Source organism: Timaviella obliquedivisa GSE-PSE-MK23-08B, assembly GCA_019358855.1.
Taxonomy (GTDB): domain Bacteria; phylum Cyanobacteriota; class Cyanobacteriia; order Elainellales; family Elainellaceae; genus Timaviella; species Timaviella obliquedivisa.
Genome location: JAHHII010000014.1, coordinates 57,233 through 79,243, shown reverse-complemented (window position 1 = coordinate 79,243; position 22,011 = coordinate 57,233). Strand labels below are relative to the sequence as shown.

The window sequence follows — 22,011 nt, the reverse complement described above, 5'->3', positions numbered from 1 at the left end:
GTAGCTTGAAACTCTTCTAAAACTTTATCGCCAAAACTCTATTGATAGAATCTAGACTCAATTTGGGCAGTTTGAGCCAGAATAGAAAACGTTATTGTGTCAGAGATATCTGAGAAATAAGGGGTTTATGAGTAGCCGTCGCCGTCAAGTGCCTTGGATGTATCGTCGTTCCCGTTATTTAATTGGGGCGATCGCCCTGATAGGAGCCCTTAACACAGGCTACCTTACCTATAACAAGTTATTTAGCGGAGAAACAGCTTGCCCAACTGGCGGCTGTGAACAGGTTCTCTCTAGTCCCTATGCTGAAGTTTTTGGATTGCCCTTAGCGTTATTTGGCTTGCTTGCGTACCTGGCTATGGCAGCATTTGCGCTGGTTCCTTTGGCGATCAATCCGGAAGAGAAGCGGCAAGCCAGAACCAGCGTGGAAAACACAACGTGGCTACTGCTCTTTGCTGGCGCAACTGCCATGCTGGTGTTTAGCGGCTATTTGATGTTCATTATGTTTAGCCAGTTTGTATCGAAGTATGGTGCAGGTGGGATTTGCTACTACTGCATTGCTTCGGCGCTGTTTGCCCTGAGTTTATTTATCCTGACGCTGCTAGGAAGGGATTGGGAAGATCGGGGGCAACTCTTTTTTACAGGGGCGATCGTGTCACTTGTAACAGTTGTGGCAACCCTGGGCATTTACTCCAATATTGGAGGAAACGCTGTTGCAGGGTCTAATACGCCTGGGCAAGCAGGTCCTCCGATTGCGCAATTTTCAGGACAATCTGAAATCGCTTTAGCAAAGCATCTTAAAGCGACGGGTGCAAAGATGTATGGCGCTTACTGGTGTCCACATTGTAATGATCAGAAAGAATTGTTTGGTAAGGAAGCTGCTAAGGAGTTTCCTTATGTTGAATGTGCTCCTGATGGTCAGAATTCTCAAACGGCGGTCTGTCAAGCAAATAAGATTACGGGCTTTCCAACTTGGGAAGTGGGCGGACAGAAGTTAGAAGGAACTCAAACGCTACAAAAACTGGCAGAGGCTTCTGGCTATAAGGGTTCGCAGAATTTCAAGAATCAAGTTCCTGGATTTAGATTTTAGACGGCAGTTGCTGCTTTTTGTCGAATGGGGCGCTTGCGATCGGACTTCTTCTTCAACCCGATCGCTTGAGCTTCGTCGCTATCTGAGCCATACTGCCCACGCACTACTTCTTTCATGGCTAGCACAGCGTTGTGAAAATTCCACTCTGCCAAACGAGCCGCATCAGTTGCAGCGCGGTAGAGGGCAAGCTTTTCGGTTTCGGCTTGCTGTTGTGCCAACATGACTTGATAGGTTTGCTGCAAGGTTTCGAGGGTGGCTTGGCTGCGGGTGGTGCTGTATTGAGGAATGACTTTTAAGCCGTTGAATGAATCGATATCTTGACTGAGTAAGTTGAGAGTGAGACGGCGAGAGATATCTGGGCTAGGCATAATAAAGTCTCAGTGAGAATTGACTCGCTTATTGTGCCCATGACGACTTATTAGCTAACTTTTCTACTGAGGAAGGTCGGCTATTTTTCAATAAAAATGCTTGGTGATCGCATTGCATCATCTCGCAATAGCATTGTAGAATGCACAATCGCATTGTGTCGGCTCACAATCGCATTGTCAGAAGAACAATAGCATTGTGTGGAGTTGCGATCGCATTGCAAGGCGCGCAATTAAATATTGAACAGTGACAATGGCATTGTAGAGAGCACGATCGCATTGTCGAGGGCTACAGTATAGATACGATAGCCCCCGGTGTTTTGTCTATCTCACCAAGACGGTCATGTACTTACCAGTGGCAAACGGGGCAGGGATGATCGGCGTGAAATGAAGACGATCGCTGGCTATCTTTTTAACGTAGAATTCATTGATTAAATGCGTTACCTGCTCTCGTGTCCCGACGATCCACACCTGCGCTTTATCGCCGTGCGAAACGGGCAGCAGTTCGTTGAACTCTGTACTCATACTATTTCCCTCGCTAATGTTGGGTTGAGAAGAAAAGCTTAAGGTGTGGTGTTTCTAACCACTTGTTTAACATTAGCGAGGTGAAACGATAAAATCGTCACAGCCTAGCCTTCTGCTACTTCCAGAAAGTTAGGTTAGCTGGTTAGTTGTGCTGTAACACTTCTAGCCAGCGTCCTCACCTTAAGCCTGTCTACTGGTATCGAAAAACCAGTGTTGATTAGCATAAGGGTAAAGGCGGGTTTGACACAAGCATTTTGGGGTAAATGTTGAAGAGGGAATTGATGAGGGGCGATCGGCTCCTAAAGGCTTTAAGTTTAAAAAATTAGCGATTCGTAAACGCTAGACCTTGATTTATCGATTTTTCACCAGAAAAGTAACCTCTTCTGTTTACGCTTTACAATAGGTCAATTATCGTTGCTGGGTTAATTTATTCCTCAACTTGAATTATGTTTCAAACTCAAGCAATTGGTAATATTTTGAGGAACGGTGTTGCTTTTGATCTTAAGAATTGGGAAACTCAGGAGTTGAACTCAGACCGATTAGTAGAACTAGCACAAAGGCTGTTCGATCGCCTTGAAAGCCAACAGATTGATTACCTATTGGTGGGAGGACTTGCGTTACTCAGTTACGTTGAAGGACGAAATACCCAGGATATTGACTTCATTCTCAGCCGCGATGATCTCGATCGCCTTCCTGAACTGGTTCTGAGTAATGAAAATCAAGACTTTGCTCGGGGTCAGTTTGAAGATTTGCAGGTCGATTTGCTACTAACAAGAAATCCGCTATTTCAACAAGTTCAGCAAACCTACAGCACTCAGCAGGTTTTTGGTTCCCAACGGGTTCGCTGTGTCACAGTTGAGGGGCTTTTGATTCTCAAGCTCTATGCTTTGCCTTCTCTATACCGACAAGGCAATTTTACAAGAGCCAGTTTGTATGAAAATGATATCCGTCTACTGCTGCTCAATTATGAAGTGGATAGAGCTTCTCTTTTGCAAATGCTGACTCCCCATTTACTTGCTTCTGATCTTCAGGTATTACAAGAAACGCTCCAGGATATTCAAACACAAATTATCAGACTTAAGGCTCAGCAGCAGCGATTGGAGTTTAAGGACTGATTTGGATAGAGTTTTAGAGATTCATCTCGACCGAGTATACTGTCAGAAAATAACAGTCTTAAACTCATCAGGATGAGCAGTTACCCTTTGGTCATCACGATATTGATGTTAAGTGCTAATCCAAAAGAAACTGCTCGTTTGCGATTAGATGAAGAACAGCGAGAAATTGAGACAGGACTAGAGCGATCGCAACTACGCGAGAAATTTCGTCTTGTTAAGAAAGAAGCAGTTCGACCCAAAGACTTTCGACGGGCAATGCTTGACCTGAAGCCACAAATTGTCCACTTCTCTGGACATGGGGAAGGCGAGAAAGGAATTGCTTTTGAAGATGAAGCTGGTAAGACAAAGCTGGTTGATGCTGAAGCCTTGGCAGGGCTGTTTAAATTATTTGCTGATAGCGTCGAATGTGTAATTCTTAATGCTTGTTATTCAAAGGTACAAGCAGCGGCGATCGCTCGTCATATTCCCTATGTGATTGGCATGAGTCAGGCGATCGGTGATCAAGCCGCTATTGAGTTTTCTGTAGGGTTTTACGATGCACTTGGAGCCGATCGATGGAGCGAGAACCGTTCCTCTAGTTCAGCCAGCGTGATCTCGCTAGGGAGTGCTTTAAAGGTCATCCGAGCTTTCTCTCTCGTTCACAGACTTTGCCTGAAAATGGGATGGATGGAAACTCGTTGAGAGTTTGGGGAAGAGTGGGTGATATGAGGAATCTGAGCAAGGAGATTACACCTTTTTGAGGGGTTAAGCCGAGAGTAGTTTTAGTTATGGCTAGGGAAAAAGTCGTTGTATACCATGACTTTTCATTTTATCGATGGATGTGTCTAAACTTTATCGTGAGTCATATTTACTCTCGACAATATCGTTTTATGGCTGCGCAATTATCAACTTGATTCCGTAGAAGCTCCATCATGCCTATAACTTGTGAATGCAGTTCTAGATAATCTTGAAGATCTAGTAACAAATATTCACCATGTGCAATATTGTTTCTTCGTGCCAGTAATTTCTCGTCAATCAAAACTTGTTTGATTTCATAATCTGAGTAGTCTGACCCTAAAACACAAATAATTTCCTTGAACATTGAAGATGAAAGATTAGCACCTGTCTTAATCACGTCTTTGTGGGGAACAGAACTGCGCTGATCAAGTTTAGTTAGGAAAAATTCTGCTACTTCTGTAAAAACAGTAGCTTTGTTTGTTTCCATTGCTTCATTCAATCTAGCTTTCATGGCAAGCGCGATGAAATTACTGGAGAGATCCTTATAGGGTAGGCGCTGCGCTGACCCGAACTCAAGATAGTTAGAGGCTGCTTTTTTCACAAAGCCCTCCCAGTGAGCGTACAAAATCGTGACCCCGCTTCTGAGCAGTGCATTGTGTTTGCTTGAAGAAAAACTTCTAGTTTCAACAAGAGCCTTCAGGTCAGAAAGCTCTTTTCTTCGCCATGCTAAATCTGATGACAAACTGTCACTTAGGTTTTCTAAACTGCGAATCGTCATGCTTTGAACAAATCACGACCGAGTGGAACGAGTTTAGGCATTCTTCCCTTAGCATCAGTTCCGCTACCAGACCAAGAGGGATATGGCGTGTCCGTCCATATGTGCTTAACTCGTTCTTCTATATTAATATCAGAATTACGCAATTCTTTATGGTTATAGCCAACGCCTAGAGCTATCACTTCAAAAGCAGATACCAAAAAGCCGCCAGAAAATTTATCTTTCTGAGGGACATACTTTCGGAACGTATTTGATCCAGTTTGATTGGAAAGGATGTCAAAAGTTAATTTAAATGCTTCTGTCTCCTTCTCATATTCATAATCTTTTCTTTTAGCCATTTCGACCATTTTGTCTGTCAGAAATACACCAATATCTCCTATGCCACGAAGTTCGCCTTCATCAATTGTTCGGAAAACCAAAAATCTTAGGAGAAGTTCCATATCATATTGCTCCTCCAGGGAGCGATCGCTCAGCGAAAGACAAGCCTGAAACGCTTCATTCTGACTTAGTTCTCGCATCCAGTGGTACATTTCTCTGTTGTACATCACAAGTATGCAATTTCTAATTTCTTGAGGAGTAGCTATTGATCCTCCAGTATTAAGACGTTGAAATAGCTCATATTTAGCCATCTCATCACTTTCCTTTTGAAGAATAGTGACCGCTATTTTTGATCTCTTAATTAAGAGTCGCTGAGTTTGGGTAAAGGAGCTTTCCGGATCACTTTCATCATCCCACTTTTTACCTTTAAGAGAGGGTAAATACTTTGTTTTCTCAAGTGCTAAAGCAGGTTTAATCTTATTAGTTTCATCCTTCAGCTTTCCAGCAAATTCATAGATGGTAGAAAGCCTCTGAAGACCATCCACGACATCCCAAATTCCGTCTTCACGTTAGGAGACAAATATAGGTGGGATAGGGATACCAAGGAGCAACGACTCAATCAGGCTTGTCTTCTGATAATTAGTCCAACGAAAAAATCGTTGAAACTCTGGATGGATATCAATTTCTCCATCTTCATACAAGCTAATCCATTCACCAATAGACATGGAGTAGCCATCAGATCTAATTTCTTGCCGCTTGCTATCAATCTCTTGCTGAAGCTGTTCGGCTTGTTGCTGAAGCGCCATGTTGTTGCTCCGGTGGATACTCTATAATTTTAGTCCTGAAAACTAGAGCGACGACACAAACGAATTTTTTTAGTGTAAAAAAGGGGAGACGGTTGGACCGTCTCCCCAAATATGATCTATCAGAGATAGAAATAAATCTTAGTAGCGATAGCCAGTGCTCGTGTTGCTTGCACCAGGCTTGTGAACGATAAAGCTCATGACTTGGCATTGCTTCACGTTGTCAAATGCAACCACGCGAATATAGCAATTGCCATACTCAGAGCGACACTGTTGCACTTCACTCAAAACTTCTTGAGGAGTTTTGATGTTGAACAAAGGCAACTTCCACATTGTCCAGTAGTAGATTTCTGCGTCAGAGTTTTCGTTGAACTCAACGCAAGGAATAAATCCTTGGTCGAGGGTGTATTGAATCTGCCGTGCAACTTGAGCATCGGTCAAGGGGGGCAGATAGGAAAAAGTCTCAAACTTCCGCTCTTTACCTAGAGTTTTCATTAGTTCCTTAGTTAGATGATGGGTAAAATTGGGCTACTGTTCTTCAGAGTCTGGCTCTTTCTCAGGCTCCGCGATCGGGGTCAAGTTCATCTGCGTCATCCGTTCCAATTGCTGACGGCGTTGATCCATATTGGCTTGCTGCATGTGCGATCGCAGCATTTCAGGAAGATACTCAGCAATTTCATTTGCCAAATGTTCCCGAACCGTCAAAATGCGAAAAGCCAAATCTTGCTTCTCTTGAAAGAGCGCCTTGAGATAAGCCTCACCATCTTGAATCTTTTCCCGTGAAGAGAATTGATGGAGCCAATATGCCCGTTTGGGGTCAGTTTCATCCAACTGAGCCAAAACCGTTTTAAGCGCCTGATAAGTCAGGTAGCTGCCGAGCGTCTTGGTGGTGTCTTTAGCAATTTGCTTGATATCCATGAGGAGAAGGAAGTTAGGGGCTACCAGCAATTAATAAATTCAATCTGATCGATCGCGCATCAATTGCTGATAGCTAACATCCCACGGTTCATTAGATTGTGTCTTGCGATTCAAACTCGAACTTGATTTCCTTCCAAAGTTCGCAAGCGGTCGCCAGTTCAGGACTCCAACGGCAAGCTTCACGAATAATGTCGCCACCCTCACGCATGAGATCACGACCTTCGTTCCGGGCTTGGACGCAGGCTTCCAACGCAACACGGTTAGCGGTTGCACCAGGCGCGTTACCCCAAGGGTGACCCAAGGTACCACCACCAAACTGAAGCACAGAGTCATCGCCAAAGATTTCGACCAACGCAGGCATGTGCCAAACGTGAATACCACCCGATGCCACAGCCATCACGCCGCCCATGGATGCCCAATCTTGAGTGAAGTAAATGCCTTTGGAGCGATCTTGTTCAATGTAGTTTTCGCGGAGCAGGTCAACGAAGCCCAAGGTAATGGCTTTGTCGCCTTCCAGTTTGCCCACAACGGTTCCGGTGTGAATATGGTCACCGCCCGACATCCGCAAGCACTTTGCCAAAACCCGGAAGTGCATCCCGTGGTTCTTCTGACGGTCAACGACTGCGTGCATAGCGCGGTGAATGTGGAGCAGAACGCCGTTGTCACGGCACCAGTGCGCCAGGGTGGTGTTGGCGGTGAAACCAGCGGTAAAGAAGTCGTGCATGACGATGGGCATACCGAGTTCTTTCGCGTATTCCGCCCGTTTCATCATTTCTTCGCAGGTTCCAGCAGTCACGTTGAGGTAGTGACCTTTGATTTCGCCTGTTTCTGCTTGTGCTTTGTAGATTGCATCTGCTACGAAAGTGAAGCGATCGCGCCACCGTTGGAACGGCTGAGAGTTAATGTTCTCGTCATCTTTGGTAAAGTCCAAACCACCGCGCAAGCACTCATAGACTGCCCGACCGTAGTTCTTAGCCGACAGACCCAATTTGGGCTTAATCGTACAGCCCAACAGAGGACGACCGTACTTGTTCAATTTGTCGCGCTCAACTTGAATTCCGTGGGGAGGACCTTGGAAGGTTTTCAGGTAAGCAACAGGAATCCGCAAATCTTCTAGACGCAAAGCTTTCAGCGCTTTGAAACCGAATACGTTACCCACAATGGAGGTCAACATATTGGTGACAGAACCTTCTTCAAACAAATCCAAAGGATATGCAATGAAGGCGATGTACTGATTGTCTTCACCGGGAACTGATTCGATATCGTAGCAACGACCTTTGTAGCGATCGAGGTCGGTCAGCAAGTCCGTCCAAACCGTCGTCCAGGTGCCAGTAGAAGATTCAGCCGCAACCGCTGCGCCTGCTTCTTCGGGTGGTACTCCGGGCTGAGGAGTCATCCGGAATGCTGCCAAGATGTCTGTATCTTTAGGCGTGTAGTCTGGTGTGTAGTATGTCAGGCGGTAATCTTTTACCCCAGCCTGATACCCAGTTTTCGACTGAGTCTGAGTTTGTGAATAAGACATTAATTTCCCTTCCTAATGAGTCACTGAGATTCCGAACACAGAAACCCCTGTCTGCTGGTAACAGTCACGAAAAGCCAGCAGGCTTGGCAGCCTCAGACGGCAATTGATATTGATAGCTAAGTCGGTTAAAGCCAGGGCACAGATGTCGTCCGGCAACCTTCAACTTATCTTTTTGTTTGCGCTGTTCGACGGGTTCTTTCAGAAATATACCAGGAATGCGATAAGCATATCTTTGAATATTCTTAGCGCATCGATAACGACTGTTTATATTTTTGAAGCCTTGTAACATCCTACAGAGGAAGATGAATCAGTCTTACGTCAAGTACATATTTCGACACATTTTTTTGTATGAGGTTGAAACATCAGTTCATTTCTTGAATGAGAAGTGTTTCCCCGTATGAGGTTACTCAGCGCCAGTAACGCTTTCCGCCTAACAAAAACACGCCTAGCAGAATTCCTAACAAAGAAATTTGACTGGGGGCAATTAATCCTTCGGGTAAAGGTAAATAGGACTTGATGATCAGCACCACCATTAAACACAGAATCAAAGTCCACAATATATTGGTGTTAATAGCGGTGCGAGGAAATAGAGTTTCTAAAAAATAAACGGCTACTGCACCGACTCCGGCTGAAACGGCAAGGTCAGTGATAGTACGCCAAGGAGGAGTGTAGAGCGTTGCCAAGACTTGGCTAACGATCGCTGAATTCATGGTGCTAAACCCCACGGCATACGATAAGACGATGGTGCAAAAAATGGTGACCGCAGCAGTGAGGAAGAGCGATCGCCAGGGCAGATATTGAAGTCGCCGCATAAGAATAGAAGACTCGTGAGATAGCTCTGATTTTAGGATACGCCCCAGAATTATGGTTTAACAATGGACAGCAACTTCTGTTCGGCGGCTTGAGGCAATTCAAGTAGCACAAAGAAACTTTGAGGATATAAGTAATCTTCTGCCGATTCGTCCACGACTCGGACATAACCTTTTTGGCTGGGAGTGTCATCAGGCAAAATCTGATAAACCTTGAGCAGTTCTAGGTCATCACAGTCATCGTTACAAATACAAATTCCAAACCTTCCTCTGGTGTTTTCCATACTGTTAGTCCAAAAATTACTCTAAAAATCTTTTGATTTTCATTCTTCTCTTGCCAATCCCATAAGCTTCATACCAGTGAACTTCTGCCTCGCCAATACTGCCATCGTCAAGTTGCACTGTGGCTATCCCTTTAAGCTTTCTCCACCGTCCATTCCCAAACTGTTCTCTCAGCCGAGCTAACTTCCGAATCGAACTTCCAACAGCAATTGTTTCAACATTGGTAATGCTTCCAATGATTTCAAAGTACACCTTTTAACCAATCTCGTAGCGTATTGCCGGAGCTTTAAGGATGTTGTGAGGACTCAATCAATACTGACCCCTCTAACCATCTTCGGCTTTTCCCGACTGGCGATCGGGGCTTGCTCAATTAAGCGAGATTGGACTTGATGCGCCTGGAAATAGTTTTGCCACATTTCTGGTGCGTTCAGCGTTTCGCCACCATGCACTGTGAGCCGTTTCCGCACTTGACAAAGCACAGGTGTATTAACACAAGCCCCAGAAATAATGACTTGCCCTTTGGTTAAAGAAGGCAACTCCTTCAACAAATCTCGTCCGGCAGCTTCTACCCCATACTTGAGGCTGTCTTGATCCACCGGGTTGACGATGCGCATGAGGAATTGACTCATGCATTGAGACAGTACATCTGCGTCGATCTTGCCAGGGCGCTGGGTAATTAGCCCAATACCTAAGCCAAATTTACGACCCTCGCTGAGAATGGTGCGGATGATCATTTTGCAGCGAGATGGTTCGTGTGCCGGGGCAAAACGGTGAGCCTCTTCGATCAAGATAAAGACAGGGTAGGGCAGATAATTCTCGTCGTCGGGAGTAATGTTTTCTTTCTGGGTGTTCATGCGGGCTTGGTTCGACTGCCGAAGAATTGCCGCGCAGATTACCTGTTGTTCTTCTTGGCTAATTTCGTTCATTTGTAGAACGGTCACTTGTCCCGGTTCAAATAAATCTTTGGGGGCGAGGTGATTGGCAGTATCGAAATATTTTGAGCTAGCTAACTTATCCAACTTCCACTCTAAAGCTGGAGCAGAAGATCCTGTTTTTTCATTGCCCTCGTCATCCTCCGAGCGATCGGCTTCAAACACTGCATGAATCAAATCGTTGACTCCCCAGCGATACTCGCCATTCGATCGCTTATGTTTTTTAAGGATGGCGAAGGCTTTGCTCAGAATTGCCTGTTGGCGATCGCTCATCTCAGGCAGCAAAGTCAAAATGTCATAGTAGTCTAAAGACGAAATCCGAATTTGAATATCATTGGGCGTTAAAATTTTCACCTTGGGGGCGTAACCAGGAGCCGTAAAGGCAGGATGACCTCGCATATCTGCCAGCGTCCCGTATTCCCCATGTGGATCAAAAATCAGCACTGCCGCTCGATTATAGGGCGATAGCAGTTCCTCAACTAACACACCTGCTGTATAGGACTTTCCCGAACCTGTCCCTGCCAAAATTGCCATGTGCGTGCTGACCAATTCCTTCACGTCTAGCACCACAGGCACCGCGTTCAACTCTCGCAGCAGCAACGAGCCGATCGCCGCCGATCCAACTTCTCCAGGCTGCTTTTTATTCACGACTGCTTGCAGTCCTTCGTCGCTTGCCAAATAAACCTTTGCTCCCGGATTAGGGGTGACGCGCGGGTTCATAAAGCCTAGGGCTGGGTGGAAATAGCCAATCACATCTACCGTGACTTCATAAATTTCGGGGTTGGGGTGAGAGAAGCCAACTAGAGCAGCGATCGCCTCTGGGCTAATTTCAGTATCGGCAAACATGCGATCGGGCAAATGGTCAATTAAACACCGCGCCGAAATTTTACCTAGAATTTGCCGAACCGCCGATCGTCCCCCTGTGTCTGGTGCCTCTACTTCGTAATAGACAAACTCGCCAATCTTCACATAGCGATTATCTGCCGTAATAAATAAGTACTGGTTACCATTTTCTCCAGGGCCTTTCACAGTACCAACCGTATTGGGAGAAGACAGAGAGATCAGTTTAGCCATAGGTCAGTAGAGATCAGAGAACGATTGTTCTAATACAAGTTGTTTAGAGCATACCCTTTTTGTCCTGAACTTGCTGATTTTAGTTGTTGCCAGTAAGTTGCAAACATGCATTACTAAAGTATTAATGTCCCATGGCAAAAATCTAATTCAATTCAAAGATTTTTCTTTAGTGGGTGTTAACACCATGAGCCAGCTTAATCTTTGCGTGAAGCTAGCTTCAATTTTAGGGAAATCACGGATACAAAAGCCAAGTGAAGCAGATAACCTGTTTTACATAGATGGTTTGGCTTTCTAACAGGCTATTAGAAAGATCTAAGAGGATGTCTGAGAAGTATTAAAGATTCTTACACTCGCCCCCCAATCCCCCATTTTGGGGGACTTCCGAGCCACTCCTTCCTCAAAGTCCCCCAAAATGGGGGATTTAGGGGGCGGATTGGATAGCAACCTAGACTTCTCAGACAACCTTTAAAAAGAATCAAATATTCAAAGTTTTTCGATCAGTATCTGTGTGACTAGCCGAGAGAAAGCTTAATTAAACTTCTCTCATTTCTCTCTGTGTGTTCCTGTGTGTTTGTGTCTGGCTAAGAAAATGAAAAAAGATTGCTATACAAAGTTACATCTTGTCCAAAAAGTTGACAGTTCTCCCAATCTCCCTATTCAGTGCAAGCAATCACAACTCAAGCTTCAGCCTAATTTACCCCATCCTCCAATTACTTTAGCACCGCCGATCTCAGCACCCATTGGGTGGATGCACAATTATTGTTCTGAGCAGTGTCAGAATCAGATCTTCAGCGCCAGTGAAAGCGCCCAGGATGCTCTACTCAAGTTAAGCAAGTTTTTAGGAGAAATTTTTCAGGCAGACTGTTGCTTTATTGCTGCAAGTTCATCTTTGAACACGTGTTGGTTACCCAATAACCTTTCGACACATCTTCAACAGAAGCTTTGGGGATGGTTCCAGCAGCCAGTGTTAAAAGAACAGTGGATTAACAATGATCTGGCGATCGCCGATATTCAGACCCTCCTGCCCCTAGACGATTTTCCATTTCGGTCAATTTTGGCAATTTGTACTCGTCACTATGGCAAGTTCAACGGCATGATTTGCCTGATGCGCGCTGCTCCGCAGATACCGCAAGGGTCGCCCGCCCACGCTTGGAAGAAGGAAGACTTGCAACTCCTCAAAACCTTGTCGCCTCAAGTGGCGATCGCCATTACCCAAGCGCGGCTTGAACAGCAGGCGCAACAGCAAATTTGCTACCAGTCTATTAACGATCAACTCACCGCTGCTATTCGCACTAATGTAGATTTGAAGCGAATTTTTGACACGGCACTGGCAGGCATGGTCTGCTCTACTCGCGCTAGCCGAGGCATGGTGCTCTTACTATCTGCCGAATCTTCAAGCTATTTCTCTGAAATATCCGTGAGGGGTCGAACCTCCGAGCATCCACTAGATGCTGAGTCGGCAGAAACCGCCTTAGAAACTAAAATTACGGTTGTCTCTGAATATCCTCCTGCTTGCCCTCTTCCAAAACTGGCAATCCTTGAAGAACCCAATTTTGAAGCGTTAGAACAAAACCAAGGTACTTGGCTAAACTATGGCTTTCAGGCAACAGCGTGCAGCCTTTGCCAAACGCTGTTAACCCAAACCCCAGAACCCTTGATTCTGTCGGTTTTATCTAATTCTGAAGAATTCCATTCCATTTCTTCTCTCTTTCGGCTCGAAGACCTTCCCTCCTTGTTGTTGATGCCCATTGAGCATCAAGGTCAGGTCATGGGTTGCTTGGTATTGCAGCATTGTGAACTACGAGAATGGGCAATAGAAGAGCAATCGTTCGTAAAACTTGTGGCTGCGCAACTCAGCACTGCTATAGTGCAAACCCGCTCTATGCAACACATCCAGGCGATCGTTGCCGAGCGCACCGCCCAATTGCAACGCAGTTTAGAAGTGCAGGCTAAGCTCTACGAAAAAACGCGACAACAGCTTGAGCAGCTTCGTAAACTGGATGAGGAACGTGAAGAATTTTTGAGCACTGTTAGTCACGAGTTGCTAACTCCCTTGACTAGCATGGGTCTGGCAGTGCGAATGTTGCAACAAGCCACCTTAACGCCCGATCGCCAATCTCGCTACCTCGACATTTTAGAGCAGCAGTGTCAGCAAGAAACTCAGTTAATTAATGACATGCTGGCGCTTCGTAAACTAGAGGTGCCGACGGCAGTTCAATATCATCAAGTTGATTTGCAACACTTAGTTCACAACGCTGCAAAATCAGATTTAGAACGCTGGCAAAAAAAAGGCTTGGAACTTAAGATTGAATTGCCCTCGCAGCCGCTCACCCTTAGTTCTGACCCCGAAAGCCTTAACCGCATTTTGGTAGAGCTACTGAATAATGCTCGTAAGTATGCTGACGCGAGCTCCAAGGTGCATCTGAAAGTCGTGCACAATCTTCACCCGGCTCACGCTGTCGTCTTGACTTTGCAAAGCGTCGGGCTAGGGATTCAGCCGCAAGAGATTGATCAAATTTTTAACAAGTTTAAACGAGGGGAACGGGCAACTAAACAGGCAATTCAGGGAACCGGATTAGGGCTAGCCCTGGTCAAACGATTAGTGGAACATTTAAATGGAGCGATCGCCGTCTCCAGCAAACCTCTTCCTTCTAGTCAATCCTGGAAGACTTGCTTTACCATTACTCTACCCGCTAGCCCAGATGGCAAGATTCAGACAGCCGATTAGTTACGAGAGGAGCCGAATCGGGTAGGCTAGTAAAAAGTTGCAGATTAGGAACATGACTGAAGACCTACAGCTTACAAACGACTCCGCAGAATTGGAGGAAGCCTCCTGCGAATTCCGGGGCGAAGTAGAAGTCTGCACAGACAAAGCTGAAGGCAGACAGCGGCAGATCTCGGCGCGCGTCCAAATTCCTCATCCTGTCGAACAAGTTTGGCAAATCCTAACTGATTACGATCATTTAGCAGACTTTATTCCTAGTTTGGCAAAAAGCCAAAAAATTAAGCATCCCCAAGGCGGCATTCGCCTGGAGCAAGTTGGCACTCAGTCTTTGCTGAAGTTTAAGTTTTGTGCCAAAGTTGTTCTCGATATGGTGGAACAGTTCCCTCACCAGCTTGACTTTCAGATGGTAGAAGGCGACTTCAAAAAGTTTTTTGGAAGCTGGGTTTTGCAGCCTACCGCCGATGGTCGTAACACTGAGCTATGCTACACCGTTTGCGTTTTACCGCCCCTATCTATGCCCATTAGTATTATTGAGGGGCGGCTGAAAAGCGGCTTAGTTCTCAATCTTTCGGCAATTCGGCAGCGAGCAGATGTGCTGTTCAATGGTGAAGTATCAGGTTAGGAGCTTGAGCAATTCTGTTGCCTCAGCATCTTGGCTAATGATTTGCCCGTGGCGATCGCATAAAATCGTCCCTATACGCATTTCGACAGCACCATACTTCCGCACATAATCAGATCCTCGGTGACTAATTCGTTGTGCCAATGCCCCAAACACCGCGTCTACTAACCCCAATGCCACTAGCGTCTGATAAGCTGCATCTGCCGTTGGCGCATTTAAAACCGCCTGCACTGCCGCTAAATCTCCTCCCTCTTGCACTACGGCTGCACTGATAATTTCTAGCTTGGCATCGGCTAAGTGGCTAGAAGTATTGAAAATTCCTCCTGCCAACTTAATCAACTTACCCTGATACCCCAGCAGCAAAACAGATTGCGCCTCCCGTAGCCCCGCCTCCACCAGCAACGCCCCAATCCAGTTCCCTGTTTGCACCACTGCCTCATCGGGAATACCCAAACGCTTTGCTACCTGCATTCCATTGCTGCCCAGGCAAAAGACGAGATGAGGATGCGTCTGTACCTTCACCTGCAATGCTGCTCGCAAAGATTCTAAGTGGTCGGCAACCGATAAAGGCTGCGAGATGCCGCTTGTCCCTAGTAACGACAAGCCCTCTAAAATCCCAAATGCTTCGTTAGAAGTGCGCTGGGCAAGCTGACGACCTTCTGGCAGAATAATCGAGACTATCACAGTTTGATCGGCGGCAATCAGCGGCAATAGGTTTGCATCGAATAGGCGACGGGCATAGCTGTAAATGGCTGCATCTCCGGCTGCAGTTCTGCCTAAACCTTCGCCTGCTTCAAGGATTAAAGCCGGGGATGGGTGGGGGAACTCGCTGTGCGTATCTCGGCGCGATCGCCTTACCCATGCCCAAATAGGTGTGTTTCGAGTTAAATCTAGATTGTCTCCTGGGTCGCTGAGTGTGATTGCCAAAGCACTTGTAGCGTCTAATCGAGCGACTTGCTGAATCGAGATTTCGGCACTGTTGGGCTGTGATTCTGGCAGCAAGTCGAGGGTGACGGTTTGTGGCGTAGCATTGCTTTGTAAATGCAAGAGAGCTGCTTTGGCAGATGCTACTGCAAACACAGGAAGCGTATAGCCTGTACGAGCCATAAGTTAGTCGGGTCTACATCAAGTGAGGCTCCAGATCTTTTACATCCTACGCAAGATGGCGATCGACAGCACCGCTAAACTCTTCATAGGGCTTGACTCCAATGATTGTTTCCAGTAACTCTCCTTGCTTAAAAAACATGACTGCTGGAATACTTCGGATACTAAATCGCTTAGCAACTTCTTTATTGGAATCTAAGTCAAGCTTAAAAACCCTGATGCGATCGCCATATCCTTCGGCTAGTTGATCCATCATCGGAGCCACAAGTTTACAGGGGCCGCACCAGCTAGCAGTACAGTCAACCACGAACAAGGAATCACTGCTTAAAAGTCCATCAAATTCAGCTTCATCTTGAATAAAAGTTGCTGTACCCATTTTTGCATCTCCAAATATCGGAATGTATCGGCTAAAGCAATCTTAGTGGATAATCAGCCTTGCTACTGCAAAGGTAATTTTGTGTGTTGATTGATAATTCCCTAACTTCCCAACGCCTCAAGAATGCCATCTTCTTTGCCTCGGCAATGTGGCTATCTAGCCGCATCATCATTTGGATGGCTATGCTGCTGATTGCTCCGGCTTTGCCGATTCCCTCCTCTGGCGAAGCGCCGGGAGCAGGGTGGGATGTATTCTCTCAATGGGATAGTCGGCATTACGAGAAAATTGTCACTAAGGGTTATCAATTTAAAGACAATGGTAAAGGCTATAATGTCGCGTTCTTTCCCCTGTACCCATTGCTAGTTAAGGGCGTGATGAGCTTAGGCTTATCGTTTGAAGTGGCGGGAACGATCGCCAACAACTTGGTGTTTTGGGGCGCATTAGTGGTGTTGTATCTCTGGGCAGAAGAACGGCATGGGCGGCGGGTAGCGCAGTGGGCAACGGCAGCGTTGGCGTGGTGTCCGTTCTCGTTATTTGGTGCAGTTGTCTATACTGAGGGGTTATTTTTGCTGGGTAGCACAGCCGCGCTACGAGCATTCGATCGCCAGCAATATGGTTGGGCAGCACTGTTTGGAGCTTTGACTACTGCTATTCGTCCGCCAGGAGTTGCGCTGATTCCCACATTTTTAGTCGTGGCTTGGCGAGATAGGCGATCGCCCCTCGCCTATATCACGGCTCTCTTCACCAGTGCCGGAATCTTGTTTTATATGCTTTATTGCTGGCTGCGCTTTCAACAACCTCTGGCATTTCTACTGGCACAACGCGGCTGGCGACCTGTTGAGGAGTTTCATTGGAAGCCCTGGCTGAGTTTGTTAACGACGGTAATAGTGGGGGCTGCTAATGAGGACAAAGGGCGACTGGTTGATCCGTGGTATCCGTTGGCAATGATAGCGATCGCTCTTCTCTCCCTGTTGTTGTGGAAAATGCGCGATCGCTTTGGCTTTCCTAAAACAGGTTATGGCTTCTGTATTTTGGCTATTCTGCTCTGGCTTGTGGGTGGTTCGCCGTTGATCAACGTGGTGATGGTGTTGGGCAGCGGTTATTTAATTTGGCGATTTCGTCACCAACTTCCCCCGACTGCGTTTTGGTATGGGTTGTTTAGCTGGATGATTATTTTAGGGTTAGGTAGAACGATTTCGGCAGAGCGGTTTGCCTTTGCGTGTGTGCCGTGGGCGATCGCTTTTGGGCTGCTTATCAATCGCTATCCCCGTTGGGGCTACGCTGTCCTAATTTTCTTCAGTATTCTTCTAGCAAGTTACTCTATCCGCTTTGCTCAGGGGCTTTGGGCAGGCTGAATCTGCGATCGCCACTGTTTTAACGCTAACGGTGCAAGTGCGATCGAGCAAGTCAATTACCTGTTCTTTGTAGCGGTAAATTTGTAGGTTTTGAAGAAGTTGGCGATCGCAGGGTCTTTGTTTTCTTTCTTTGTATTGATCCAGTATTCATTCCAGTGCCGATCGGTTGCCGAGTTTGTAGTCTTAGGCGATCGCCCTATCCTCACAGACAGATTGAGGACTTTTAGCAACTACAATTTTCAGCAAGCACAAGTACTTAGGAAGTTGCGTGAAAATAAAACCCCAGTAAGATGCATTAACTTTACAGCCCCCTAAATCCCCCAAAATTGGGGGACTTCCGAGCCTTTCAAAGTCCCCCAAATTGGGGGGATTTAGGGGGCGGATCGGGACGTTATTTTTTGCTCCTCCCTTACCAGTAAATCTAATTTCTTTAACCTTGAAACTGCCTTAGCGCGTGGATTGCTAACGATCGGGTTGAACGATTTTTAGAGAGCTTTGCAATTGACCACAAGTACAAATGAATTCGCTCTAACCCATGTTCTTAACTGACCTCAACGCCTTTTCTTTCGAGCCTTGGTAGGCTTAGATTGAAACCCCTTTGACTGACTCTTTTCACCAATAAAATCTTGATTAATTTCTCGAATTTTTGCCGCCGCATCATCATACAAAAATGGAAGGTAAGCATATCGCCACCCTTCGGTTACGGGTGTTGCTTCATGCAATAGGGAACATGAAAATACAACTGCTCCTCCTGCTGGAGCAGTGTAAGTTTGGCGACCAAACTCTGGAAACCGAAGTAGCCCCCCCTCGTATTCTCCGGTATTAAGATTAAGGGAGACAGCAAACCTTCGGTGAGCAGTGCCTTTAGTTGTATTGTCTTGATGCGGACGAAAAAAACCTCCACTCGCACCGTCATAACAAGCAACAATATGCCGCTCAATTCGTGTTGCTTGAAACTGAAATGCTTTTTGAATCTCTGGAACCAGGCGATCGTGTATGCGAAACATGGCTGCATTTCGCAGATCTTTATCTAGAATTTCTTGATCGCGCCGACGTTTAAAGTTGTGGTCGCTAATAAGGACAGTACGACCCTTTTCCTCCTTCATAAACCCTGATTCTTCACCCCCTTGGTGATGATAATAATCAATCAACATTTGACAAAGTTCAGGCTCAAAAATGCGAGGAACCACTAAAACAGGTGCTTGTACCGAAGCCATTCCGGGTGGTGGAATCTCAGGTAGCTTTTCAAGAATCGAGATCAGTTGGGTAAAGTGATTTTCTGGTTGAGTTGCAAAGGGCAACACTGTGAGGACACGCAAACGTTCATCAAGAACATAGGTACATGAGTGATACGTATTATTCTGCTGAACGACACCAAACTGTTGACTGATAGATTGGTCGAAATCCCAAAAGAAACGAATACCTGGTATGTGCTCTTGAAGACGAGATGATTGCTCATCATCTGGATCAATGCTGACACCAAAAAAACAGCAAAATTCATCATCAAATATCTCTCGATGATGCGCTAAGCCCTCTAGAACTTTTTGGCTTGCTGCATCAGTCGAAGATTTCAAGAAACACAACAATACATAGCGTCCGGCTACCGACCCAAAATAATATTTAGGATTTGTAGTGGAGGCTGCTGTAAACCAAGGCGCAGGTTCTCCTGTCGAAAGAAACATATGGCTTACTAAGTCCAACTCTACATTCTTAAAGATTAAACTCTACATTCTTAAAGATTAAGTTGTGGCTGCACTAGTGGCAACTTTGAGCATATTTTACCTTGCCTGAAAACAAGAAATAGTTTGCGTAAAATATAGAGTGATTTTGTCTGCATCCCTTCCCAATTGAATGATGAAACTGCAAAGCTTACCCGATCGCCCCTCACCAATTCCCTCAAAATACTTGTCTTAAACCTACCTTTGCCTTTATGCTAATCAACACTGGTTTTTCGATACCAGTAGACAGGCTTAAGGTGAGGACGCTGGCTAGAAGTGCTACTAACACAACTAACCAGCTAACCTAACTTTCTGAAGACGCAGAAGGCTAGGCTGCAACGATTTTATCGTTTCACCTCGCTAATGTTAAACAAGTGGTTAGAAACACCACACCTTAAGCTTTTCTTCTCAACCCAACATTAGCGAGGGAAATAGCATGAGTACAGAGTTCAACGAACTGCTGCCCGTTTCGCATGGCGATAAAGCGCAGGTGTGGATCGTCGGGACACGGGAGCAGGTGCTGCATTTAATCAACGAGTTCTACGTTAAAAAGATCGCCAATGATCGCGTCAGTTTCACACCGATTATTCCCGCACCGTTTGCCAACGGCAAGTACATGAGTGTCTTGGTGAGATAAACAAAAGCATCAGGGGCTACGTATATCTATGCTGTAGCCCCGACAATGCGATCGCGGATTTCACAATGCCATTGTCACCGCTCAACATCCAATTGTGCGCTCGACAATGCGATCGCAACCCTACACAATGCCATTGTTCTTCTGACAATGCGATTGTGAGCCGACACAATGCGATCGCGGCTTCTACAATGCTATTGCGAGTTGATGCAATGCGATCGAGAACTTGAAGAGACTTATCAACGCGCACGTCATCAAGCAGCTAAACAAACTCGATTAGAAATCTCAGTGTTTTCAAATACTTGTCCCTATTCTTTAGAACTCGTGTTAACAGACAGTTGGCTACCAGAAGATTAACTCTTTTCAGTTCTACATTCGCTCCAAAACCGCGATTCCCAATAGCGACAACCCTAGCTTAATGGTTCGAGCCGTTAGGTCACACAGCACCAACCGCGAAGTCCGCAAAGGTTCCTCTGCTGAAAGAACAGGACAGCGATCGTAAAATTGATTGAACTTTTGGCTGAGTTCAAACAAATATTGACACAATCGATTTGGCAACAAATCTACCTCTACTTCGCTCAACGCCTCATCAAACTGAAGCAAATACTTTGCCAAAGTTAGCTCTGTTTCGTCTTGCAATGCGATCGCACAATTAGCTCCCAACTGCTCAAAATCAACGCCGCCTTTCCGACTAATTCCTTGCACTCGCACGTAGGCATAAAGCATGTATGGTGCCGTGTTGCCCTGGAGCGCCAGCATTTTGTCGTAGCTAAAAACGTAGCTGCTGGTGCGGTTTTGGCTGAGGTCGGCGTATTTGATGGCGCTAATGCCTACAACCTTTGCCGCGTTAGCTTTAAACGCTTCCGTCTCTTCTCGTTTTTCTTCTATGAGTCGAGCTTCTAAATCAGCATAGGCACGGGCGATCGCCTCATCCAACAAATCTACCAGCTTCACCGCCTCTCCCGATCGACTCTTCAGCTTTTTATTATCGTCACCCAGAATCATTCCAAGCGGCGCATAGAAAAACTCGACTGCATCAGTAATCCAGCCCGCCCGCCGTCCTACCTGAAAAATTTGAGCAAAATGGTTTGTCTGCTCAGAACCCACCGGATAAATTACTCGTTGAACTTTATCCTCTGTGACACGGTAACGAATTGCCGCCAAGTCGGTAGTCGCATAGTTATAGCCTCCATCCGACTTCTGTACAATTAACGGTAACGGCTTACCCTCTTTATTGGTAAATCCTTCTAGAAAAACACACTGTGCGCCTGCATCTTCCACCAGCAGCCCCAGTTTATCCAATTCCTCCAGTACGCCTGCTAGGAGAGGATTGTAGAAAGATTCGCCTCGTTCTTGAATCTGAGAAGAAAGCCCCATTAAGTCAAAAATCTGGCGATTTGTACGATTGGATAAATCACACACAACTTTCCAGGCTCGCAGCGTTTCAGCGTCACTTGCTTGAAGTTGCACAACTGCTAGCCGAGCCGCCTCCTGAAATTTTGTGTCTTCATCAAATCGCTTTTTAGCAGATCGGTAAAATGTTGCTAAATCACTTGAAGCCAATTCTCCTGATGCAAGCGCTTCGGGATAAGCTTCTTTGACATAGGCAATCAGCATTCCGAAAGGGGTGCCCCAGTCGCCAATGTGGCTCAGCCGCAGCACGTCATGACCGAGGAACTCTAAAATTCTGGCGATCGCGTCACCAATCACTGAGGGGCGCAAATGCCCAACGTGCATCTCTTTGGCAATGTTGGGGCTAGGATAATCGACGATGACGCGCTGAGGAGTTTGAGTAGGCATGATTCCCAGCCTTGCATCTGCCTGAATGGCTTTGAGTTGCGCTTCTAAATATTGTGTTTTCAGTGCCAGGTTAATGAATCCGGCACCCGCAACGGTAGGCGGCTCACAAACATCACTAACATTGAGATGCTGAATGATTTGCTCTGCGATCGCCCTCGGAGCCATGCCTAGTTTTTTTGCCAACGACATCGCCACATTTGCTTGATAATCTCCAAACTTAGGATTACTCGCAGGCACCAAAATCGGATCAGTTCCCGCCAACTCAGTGCCAAATGCAGCGACTAAGGCTTGCTCAAAGCATTCTTTTAATTGGGCGATCGTTGCATTCATAATTCCAAAGTTCCGCAAACAGAGATCTTAGCCAGATTCAACATTCTCTAGGATAACGACCTAATTGACCTTTTTATCGCATCATTTCTATCGCCTTAGTTAAGCAGA

At 46.0% G+C, this 22,011-nt stretch carries 27 protein-coding genes; 8 read left to right on the top strand and 19 right to left on the bottom strand.

Annotated elements, in window-relative coordinates; translation table 11 throughout:
* Window positions 1–127: 127 nt before the first annotated feature.
* The gene (locus tag KME11_19690; protein MBW4517434.1) at window positions 128–1,087 is read left to right on the top strand and encodes a vitamin K epoxide reductase family protein; all 960 of its coding nucleotides are present in this window, start codon (window positions 128–130) and stop codon (window positions 1,085–1,087) included.
* Here the strand turns inward: KME11_19690 and KME11_19685 are convergent.
* Together KME11_19685 and KME11_19680 are read right to left on the bottom strand one after the other, a co-directional pair.
* Window positions 1,084–1,455 (bottom strand): hypothetical protein, encoded by a 372-nt coding sequence (locus KME11_19685; GenBank protein ID MBW4517433.1) that lies wholly within the window; start codon window positions 1,453–1,455, stop codon window positions 1,084–1,086. The two genes, KME11_19690 and KME11_19685, sit on opposite strands and share 4 nt — an antisense overlap.
* A 321-nt stretch (window positions 1,456–1,776) precedes the next feature.
* Complete coding sequence (locus KME11_19680; GenBank protein ID MBW4517432.1) at window positions 1,777–1,977, bottom strand: hypothetical protein; 201 nt, start codon at window positions 1,975–1,977, stop codon at window positions 1,777–1,779.
* A gap of 446 nt (window positions 1,978–2,423) precedes the next feature.
* Between KME11_19680 and KME11_19675 the strand changes: the two genes are divergently transcribed.
* Both KME11_19675 and KME11_19670 read left to right on the top strand, forming a co-directional pair.
* A complete protein-coding gene (locus tag KME11_19675) occupies window positions 2,424–3,092 on the top strand; it encodes a nucleotidyltransferase family protein (protein ID MBW4517431.1) in 669 nt (222 codons plus the stop codon).
* Between the two features lie 72 nt (window positions 3,093–3,164).
* On the top strand, window positions 3,165–3,773 hold the full coding sequence (locus tag KME11_19670) for a CHAT domain-containing protein (protein ID MBW4517430.1): 609 nt from the start codon (window positions 3,165–3,167) through the stop codon (window positions 3,771–3,773).
* A 166-nt stretch (window positions 3,774–3,939) separates the two neighbouring features.
* Here the strand turns inward: KME11_19670 and KME11_19665 are convergent, their stop codons facing one another.
* The 11 genes from KME11_19665 to KME11_19615 all read right to left on the bottom strand — a co-directional run bounded on the left by KME11_19665 (window position 3,940) and on the right by KME11_19615 (window position 11,242).
* Window positions 3,940–4,587 carry a hypothetical protein gene (locus KME11_19665; protein ID MBW4517429.1) on the bottom strand — a complete coding sequence of 216 codons (648 nt, stop codon included), beginning with the start codon at window positions 4,585–4,587 and terminating at the stop codon, window positions 3,940–3,942.
* Window positions 4,584–5,447 carry a DUF262 domain-containing protein gene (locus tag KME11_19660; protein ID MBW4517428.1) on the bottom strand — a complete coding sequence of 288 codons (864 nt, stop codon included), beginning with the start codon at window positions 5,445–5,447 and terminating at the stop codon, window positions 4,584–4,586. The genes KME11_19665 and KME11_19660 overlap by 4 nt, the downstream gene beginning before the upstream one ends.
* Window positions 5,448–5,471: 24 nt before the next feature.
* Window positions 5,472–5,708, bottom strand: a complete 237-nt coding sequence (locus KME11_19655) for a DUF262 domain-containing protein (protein MBW4517427.1) — start codon at window positions 5,706–5,708, stop codon at window positions 5,472–5,474.
* A 138-nt stretch (window positions 5,709–5,846) separates the two neighbouring features.
* Window positions 5,847–6,200, bottom strand: coding sequence for a ribulose bisphosphate carboxylase small subunit (locus KME11_19650; protein MBW4517426.1), 354 nt, complete (start codon window positions 6,198–6,200; stop codon window positions 5,847–5,849).
* Window positions 6,201–6,233: 33 nt separating this feature from the next.
* Entirely contained in the window at window positions 6,234–6,623 is a 390-nt protein-coding gene (locus KME11_19645) for a chaperonin family protein RbcX (GenBank protein ID MBW4517425.1), read from the bottom strand.
* 91 nt (window positions 6,624–6,714) lie between these two features.
* On the bottom strand, window positions 6,715–8,145 hold the full coding sequence (locus tag KME11_19640) for a form I ribulose bisphosphate carboxylase large subunit (GenBank protein ID MBW4517424.1): 1,431 nt from the start codon (window positions 8,143–8,145) through the stop codon (window positions 6,715–6,717).
* Window positions 8,146–8,209: 64 nt separating this feature from the next.
* On the bottom strand, window positions 8,210–8,434 hold the full coding sequence (locus KME11_19635; protein MBW4517423.1) for a hypothetical protein: 225 nt from the start codon (window positions 8,432–8,434) through the stop codon (window positions 8,210–8,212).
* 118 nt (window positions 8,435–8,552) lie between these two features.
* Window positions 8,553–8,957 carry a hypothetical protein gene (locus KME11_19630; GenBank protein ID MBW4517422.1) on the bottom strand — a complete coding sequence of 135 codons (405 nt, stop codon included), beginning with the start codon at window positions 8,955–8,957 and terminating at the stop codon, window positions 8,553–8,555.
* Window positions 8,958–9,007: 50 nt separating this feature from the next.
* Window positions 9,008–9,238: a hypothetical protein gene (locus tag KME11_19625; GenBank protein ID MBW4517421.1), complete on the bottom strand. Its 231-nt coding sequence runs from the start codon at window positions 9,236–9,238 to the stop codon at window positions 9,008–9,010.
* 16 nt (window positions 9,239–9,254) lie between these two features.
* Window positions 9,255–9,488 (bottom strand): hypothetical protein, encoded by a 234-nt coding sequence (locus KME11_19620; GenBank protein ID MBW4517420.1) that lies wholly within the window; start codon window positions 9,486–9,488, stop codon window positions 9,255–9,257.
* Between the two features lie 53 nt (window positions 9,489–9,541).
* Entirely contained in the window at window positions 9,542–11,242 is a 1,701-nt protein-coding gene (locus KME11_19615) for an ATP-binding protein (protein ID MBW4517419.1), read from the bottom strand.
* A gap of 589 nt (window positions 11,243–11,831) precedes the next feature.
* Between KME11_19615 and KME11_19610 the strand changes: the two genes are divergently transcribed.
* Together KME11_19610 and KME11_19605 are read left to right on the top strand one after the other, a co-directional pair.
* Window positions 11,832–13,970, top strand: a complete 2,139-nt coding sequence (locus KME11_19610; GenBank protein ID MBW4517418.1) for a GAF domain-containing protein — start codon at window positions 11,832–11,834, stop codon at window positions 13,968–13,970.
* Between the two features lie 52 nt (window positions 13,971–14,022).
* Window positions 14,023–14,589 (top strand): SRPBCC family protein, encoded by a 567-nt coding sequence (locus KME11_19605; protein ID MBW4517417.1) that lies wholly within the window; start codon window positions 14,023–14,025, stop codon window positions 14,587–14,589.
* On the opposite strand, the gene cbiD is transcribed toward KME11_19605, so the two are convergent.
* The gene (gene cbiD / locus KME11_19600) at window positions 14,581–15,693 is read right to left on the bottom strand and encodes a cobalt-precorrin-5B (C(1))-methyltransferase CbiD (GenBank protein MBW4517416.1); all 1,113 of its coding nucleotides are present in this window, start codon (window positions 15,691–15,693) and stop codon (window positions 14,581–14,583) included. The two genes, KME11_19605 and cbiD, sit on opposite strands and share 9 nt — an antisense overlap.
* A gap of 46 nt (window positions 15,694–15,739) precedes the next feature.
* Window positions 15,740–16,066 carry a thiol reductase thioredoxin gene (locus KME11_19595; protein MBW4517415.1) on the bottom strand — a complete coding sequence of 109 codons (327 nt, stop codon included), beginning with the start codon at window positions 16,064–16,066 and terminating at the stop codon, window positions 15,740–15,742.
* Window positions 16,067–16,149: 83 nt separating this feature from the next.
* On the opposite strand from KME11_19595, the gene KME11_19590 reads away from it, so the two are divergent.
* Window positions 16,150–17,421: a hypothetical protein gene (locus KME11_19590; protein ID MBW4517414.1), complete on the top strand. Its 1,272-nt coding sequence runs from the start codon at window positions 16,150–16,152 to the stop codon at window positions 17,419–17,421.
* Window positions 17,422–17,477: 56 nt separating this feature from the next.
* On the opposite strand, the gene KME11_19585 is transcribed toward KME11_19590, so the two are convergent.
* Window positions 17,478–17,651, bottom strand: a complete 174-nt coding sequence (locus KME11_19585) for a hypothetical protein (protein MBW4517413.1) — start codon at window positions 17,649–17,651, stop codon at window positions 17,478–17,480.
* A gap of 321 nt (window positions 17,652–17,972) precedes the next feature.
* Window positions 17,973–19,103 (bottom strand): 2OG-Fe(II) oxygenase, encoded by a 1,131-nt coding sequence (locus tag KME11_19580; GenBank protein ID MBW4517412.1) that lies wholly within the window; start codon window positions 19,101–19,103, stop codon window positions 17,973–17,975.
* Between the two features lie 472 nt (window positions 19,104–19,575).
* On the opposite strand from KME11_19580, the gene KME11_19575 reads away from it, so the two are divergent.
* A complete protein-coding gene (locus tag KME11_19575; protein ID MBW4517411.1) occupies window positions 19,576–19,776 on the top strand; it encodes a hypothetical protein in 201 nt (66 codons plus the stop codon).
* A 16-nt stretch (window positions 19,777–19,792) separates the two neighbouring features.
* Here the strand turns inward: KME11_19575 and KME11_19570 are convergent, their stop codons facing one another.
* Window positions 19,793–20,023, bottom strand: a complete 231-nt coding sequence (locus KME11_19570) for a hypothetical protein (GenBank protein MBW4517410.1) — start codon at window positions 20,021–20,023, stop codon at window positions 19,793–19,795.
* Here KME11_19570 and KME11_19565 point away from each other — a divergent pair.
* On the top strand, window positions 19,945–20,130 hold the full coding sequence (locus tag KME11_19565; protein ID MBW4517409.1) for a DUF29 domain-containing protein: 186 nt from the start codon (window positions 19,945–19,947) through the stop codon (window positions 20,128–20,130). The genes KME11_19570 and KME11_19565 overlap by 79 nt on opposite strands.
* A gap of 12 nt (window positions 20,131–20,142) precedes the next feature.
* Here the strand turns inward: KME11_19565 and argS are convergent, their stop codons facing one another.
* Window positions 20,143–21,903, bottom strand: a complete 1,761-nt coding sequence (gene argS, locus KME11_19560; protein MBW4517408.1) for an arginine--tRNA ligase — start codon at window positions 21,901–21,903, stop codon at window positions 20,143–20,145.
* Between the last annotated feature and the right edge of the window lie 108 nt (window positions 21,904–22,011).

Bases quoted from the DNA above. Each gene is read 5' to 3' on its own strand.
- KME11_19680 (MBW4517432.1), bottom strand. From the start codon at position 1,977: ATGAGTACAGAGTTCAACGAACTGCTGCCCGTTTCGCACGGCGATAAA.
- cbiD (MBW4517416.1), bottom strand. From the start codon at position 15,693: ATGGCTCGTACAGGCTATACGCTTCCTGTGTTTGCAGTAGCATCTGCC.
- KME11_19565 (MBW4517409.1), top strand. From the start codon at position 19,945: ATGCGATCGCGGCTTCTACAATGCTATTGCGAGTTGATGCAATGCGAT.
- KME11_19640 (MBW4517424.1), bottom strand. From the start codon at position 8,145: ATGTCTTATTCACAAACTCAGACTCAGTCGAAAACTGGGTATCAGGCT.
- KME11_19690 (MBW4517434.1), top strand. From the start codon at position 128: ATGAGTAGCCGTCGCCGTCAAGTGCCTTGGATGTATCGTCGTTCCCGT.
- argS (MBW4517408.1), bottom strand. From the start codon at position 21,903: ATGAATGCAACGATCGCCCAATTAAAAGAATGCTTTGAGCAAGCCTTA.
- KME11_19675 (MBW4517431.1), top strand. From the start codon at position 2,424: ATGTTTCAAACTCAAGCAATTGGTAATATTTTGAGGAACGGTGTTGCT.
- KME11_19670 (MBW4517430.1), top strand. From the start codon at position 3,165: ATGAGCAGTTACCCTTTGGTCATCACGATATTGATGTTAAGTGCTAAT.
- KME11_19615 (MBW4517419.1), bottom strand. From the start codon at position 11,242: ATGGCTAAACTGATCTCTCTGTCTTCTCCCAATACGGTTGGTACTGTG.
- KME11_19635 (MBW4517423.1), bottom strand. From the start codon at position 8,434: ATGTTACAAGGCTTCAAAAATATAAACAGTCGTTATCGATGCGCTAAG.
- KME11_19665 (MBW4517429.1), bottom strand. From the start codon at position 4,587: ATGACGATTCGCAGTTTAGAAAACCTAAGTGACAGTTTGTCATCAGAT.
- KME11_19655 (MBW4517427.1), bottom strand. From the start codon at position 5,708: ATGGCGCTTCAGCAACAAGCCGAACAGCTTCAGCAAGAGATTGATAGC.
- KME11_19630 (MBW4517422.1), bottom strand. From the start codon at position 8,957: ATGCGGCGACTTCAATATCTGCCCTGGCGATCGCTCTTCCTCACTGCT.
- KME11_19685 (MBW4517433.1), bottom strand. From the start codon at position 1,455: ATGCCTAGCCCAGATATCTCTCGCCGTCTCACTCTCAACTTACTCAGT.
- KME11_19650 (MBW4517426.1), bottom strand. From the start codon at position 6,200: ATGAAAACTCTAGGTAAAGAGCGGAAGTTTGAGACTTTTTCCTATCTG.
- KME11_19580 (MBW4517412.1), bottom strand. From the start codon at position 19,103: ATGTTTCTTTCGACAGGAGAACCTGCGCCTTGGTTTACAGCAGCCTCC.
- KME11_19605 (MBW4517417.1), top strand. From the start codon at position 14,023: ATGACTGAAGACCTACAGCTTACAAACGACTCCGCAGAATTGGAGGAA.
- KME11_19595 (MBW4517415.1), bottom strand. From the start codon at position 16,066: ATGGGTACAGCAACTTTTATTCAAGATGAAGCTGAATTTGATGGACTT.
- KME11_19575 (MBW4517411.1), top strand. From the start codon at position 19,576: ATGAGTACAGAGTTCAACGAACTGCTGCCCGTTTCGCATGGCGATAAA.
- KME11_19625 (MBW4517421.1), bottom strand. From the start codon at position 9,238: ATGGAAAACACCAGAGGAAGGTTTGGAATTTGTATTTGTAACGATGAC.
- KME11_19610 (MBW4517418.1), top strand. From the start codon at position 11,832: ATGAAAAAAGATTGCTATACAAAGTTACATCTTGTCCAAAAAGTTGAC.
- KME11_19645 (MBW4517425.1), bottom strand. From the start codon at position 6,623: ATGGATATCAAGCAAATTGCTAAAGACACCACCAAGACGCTCGGCAGC.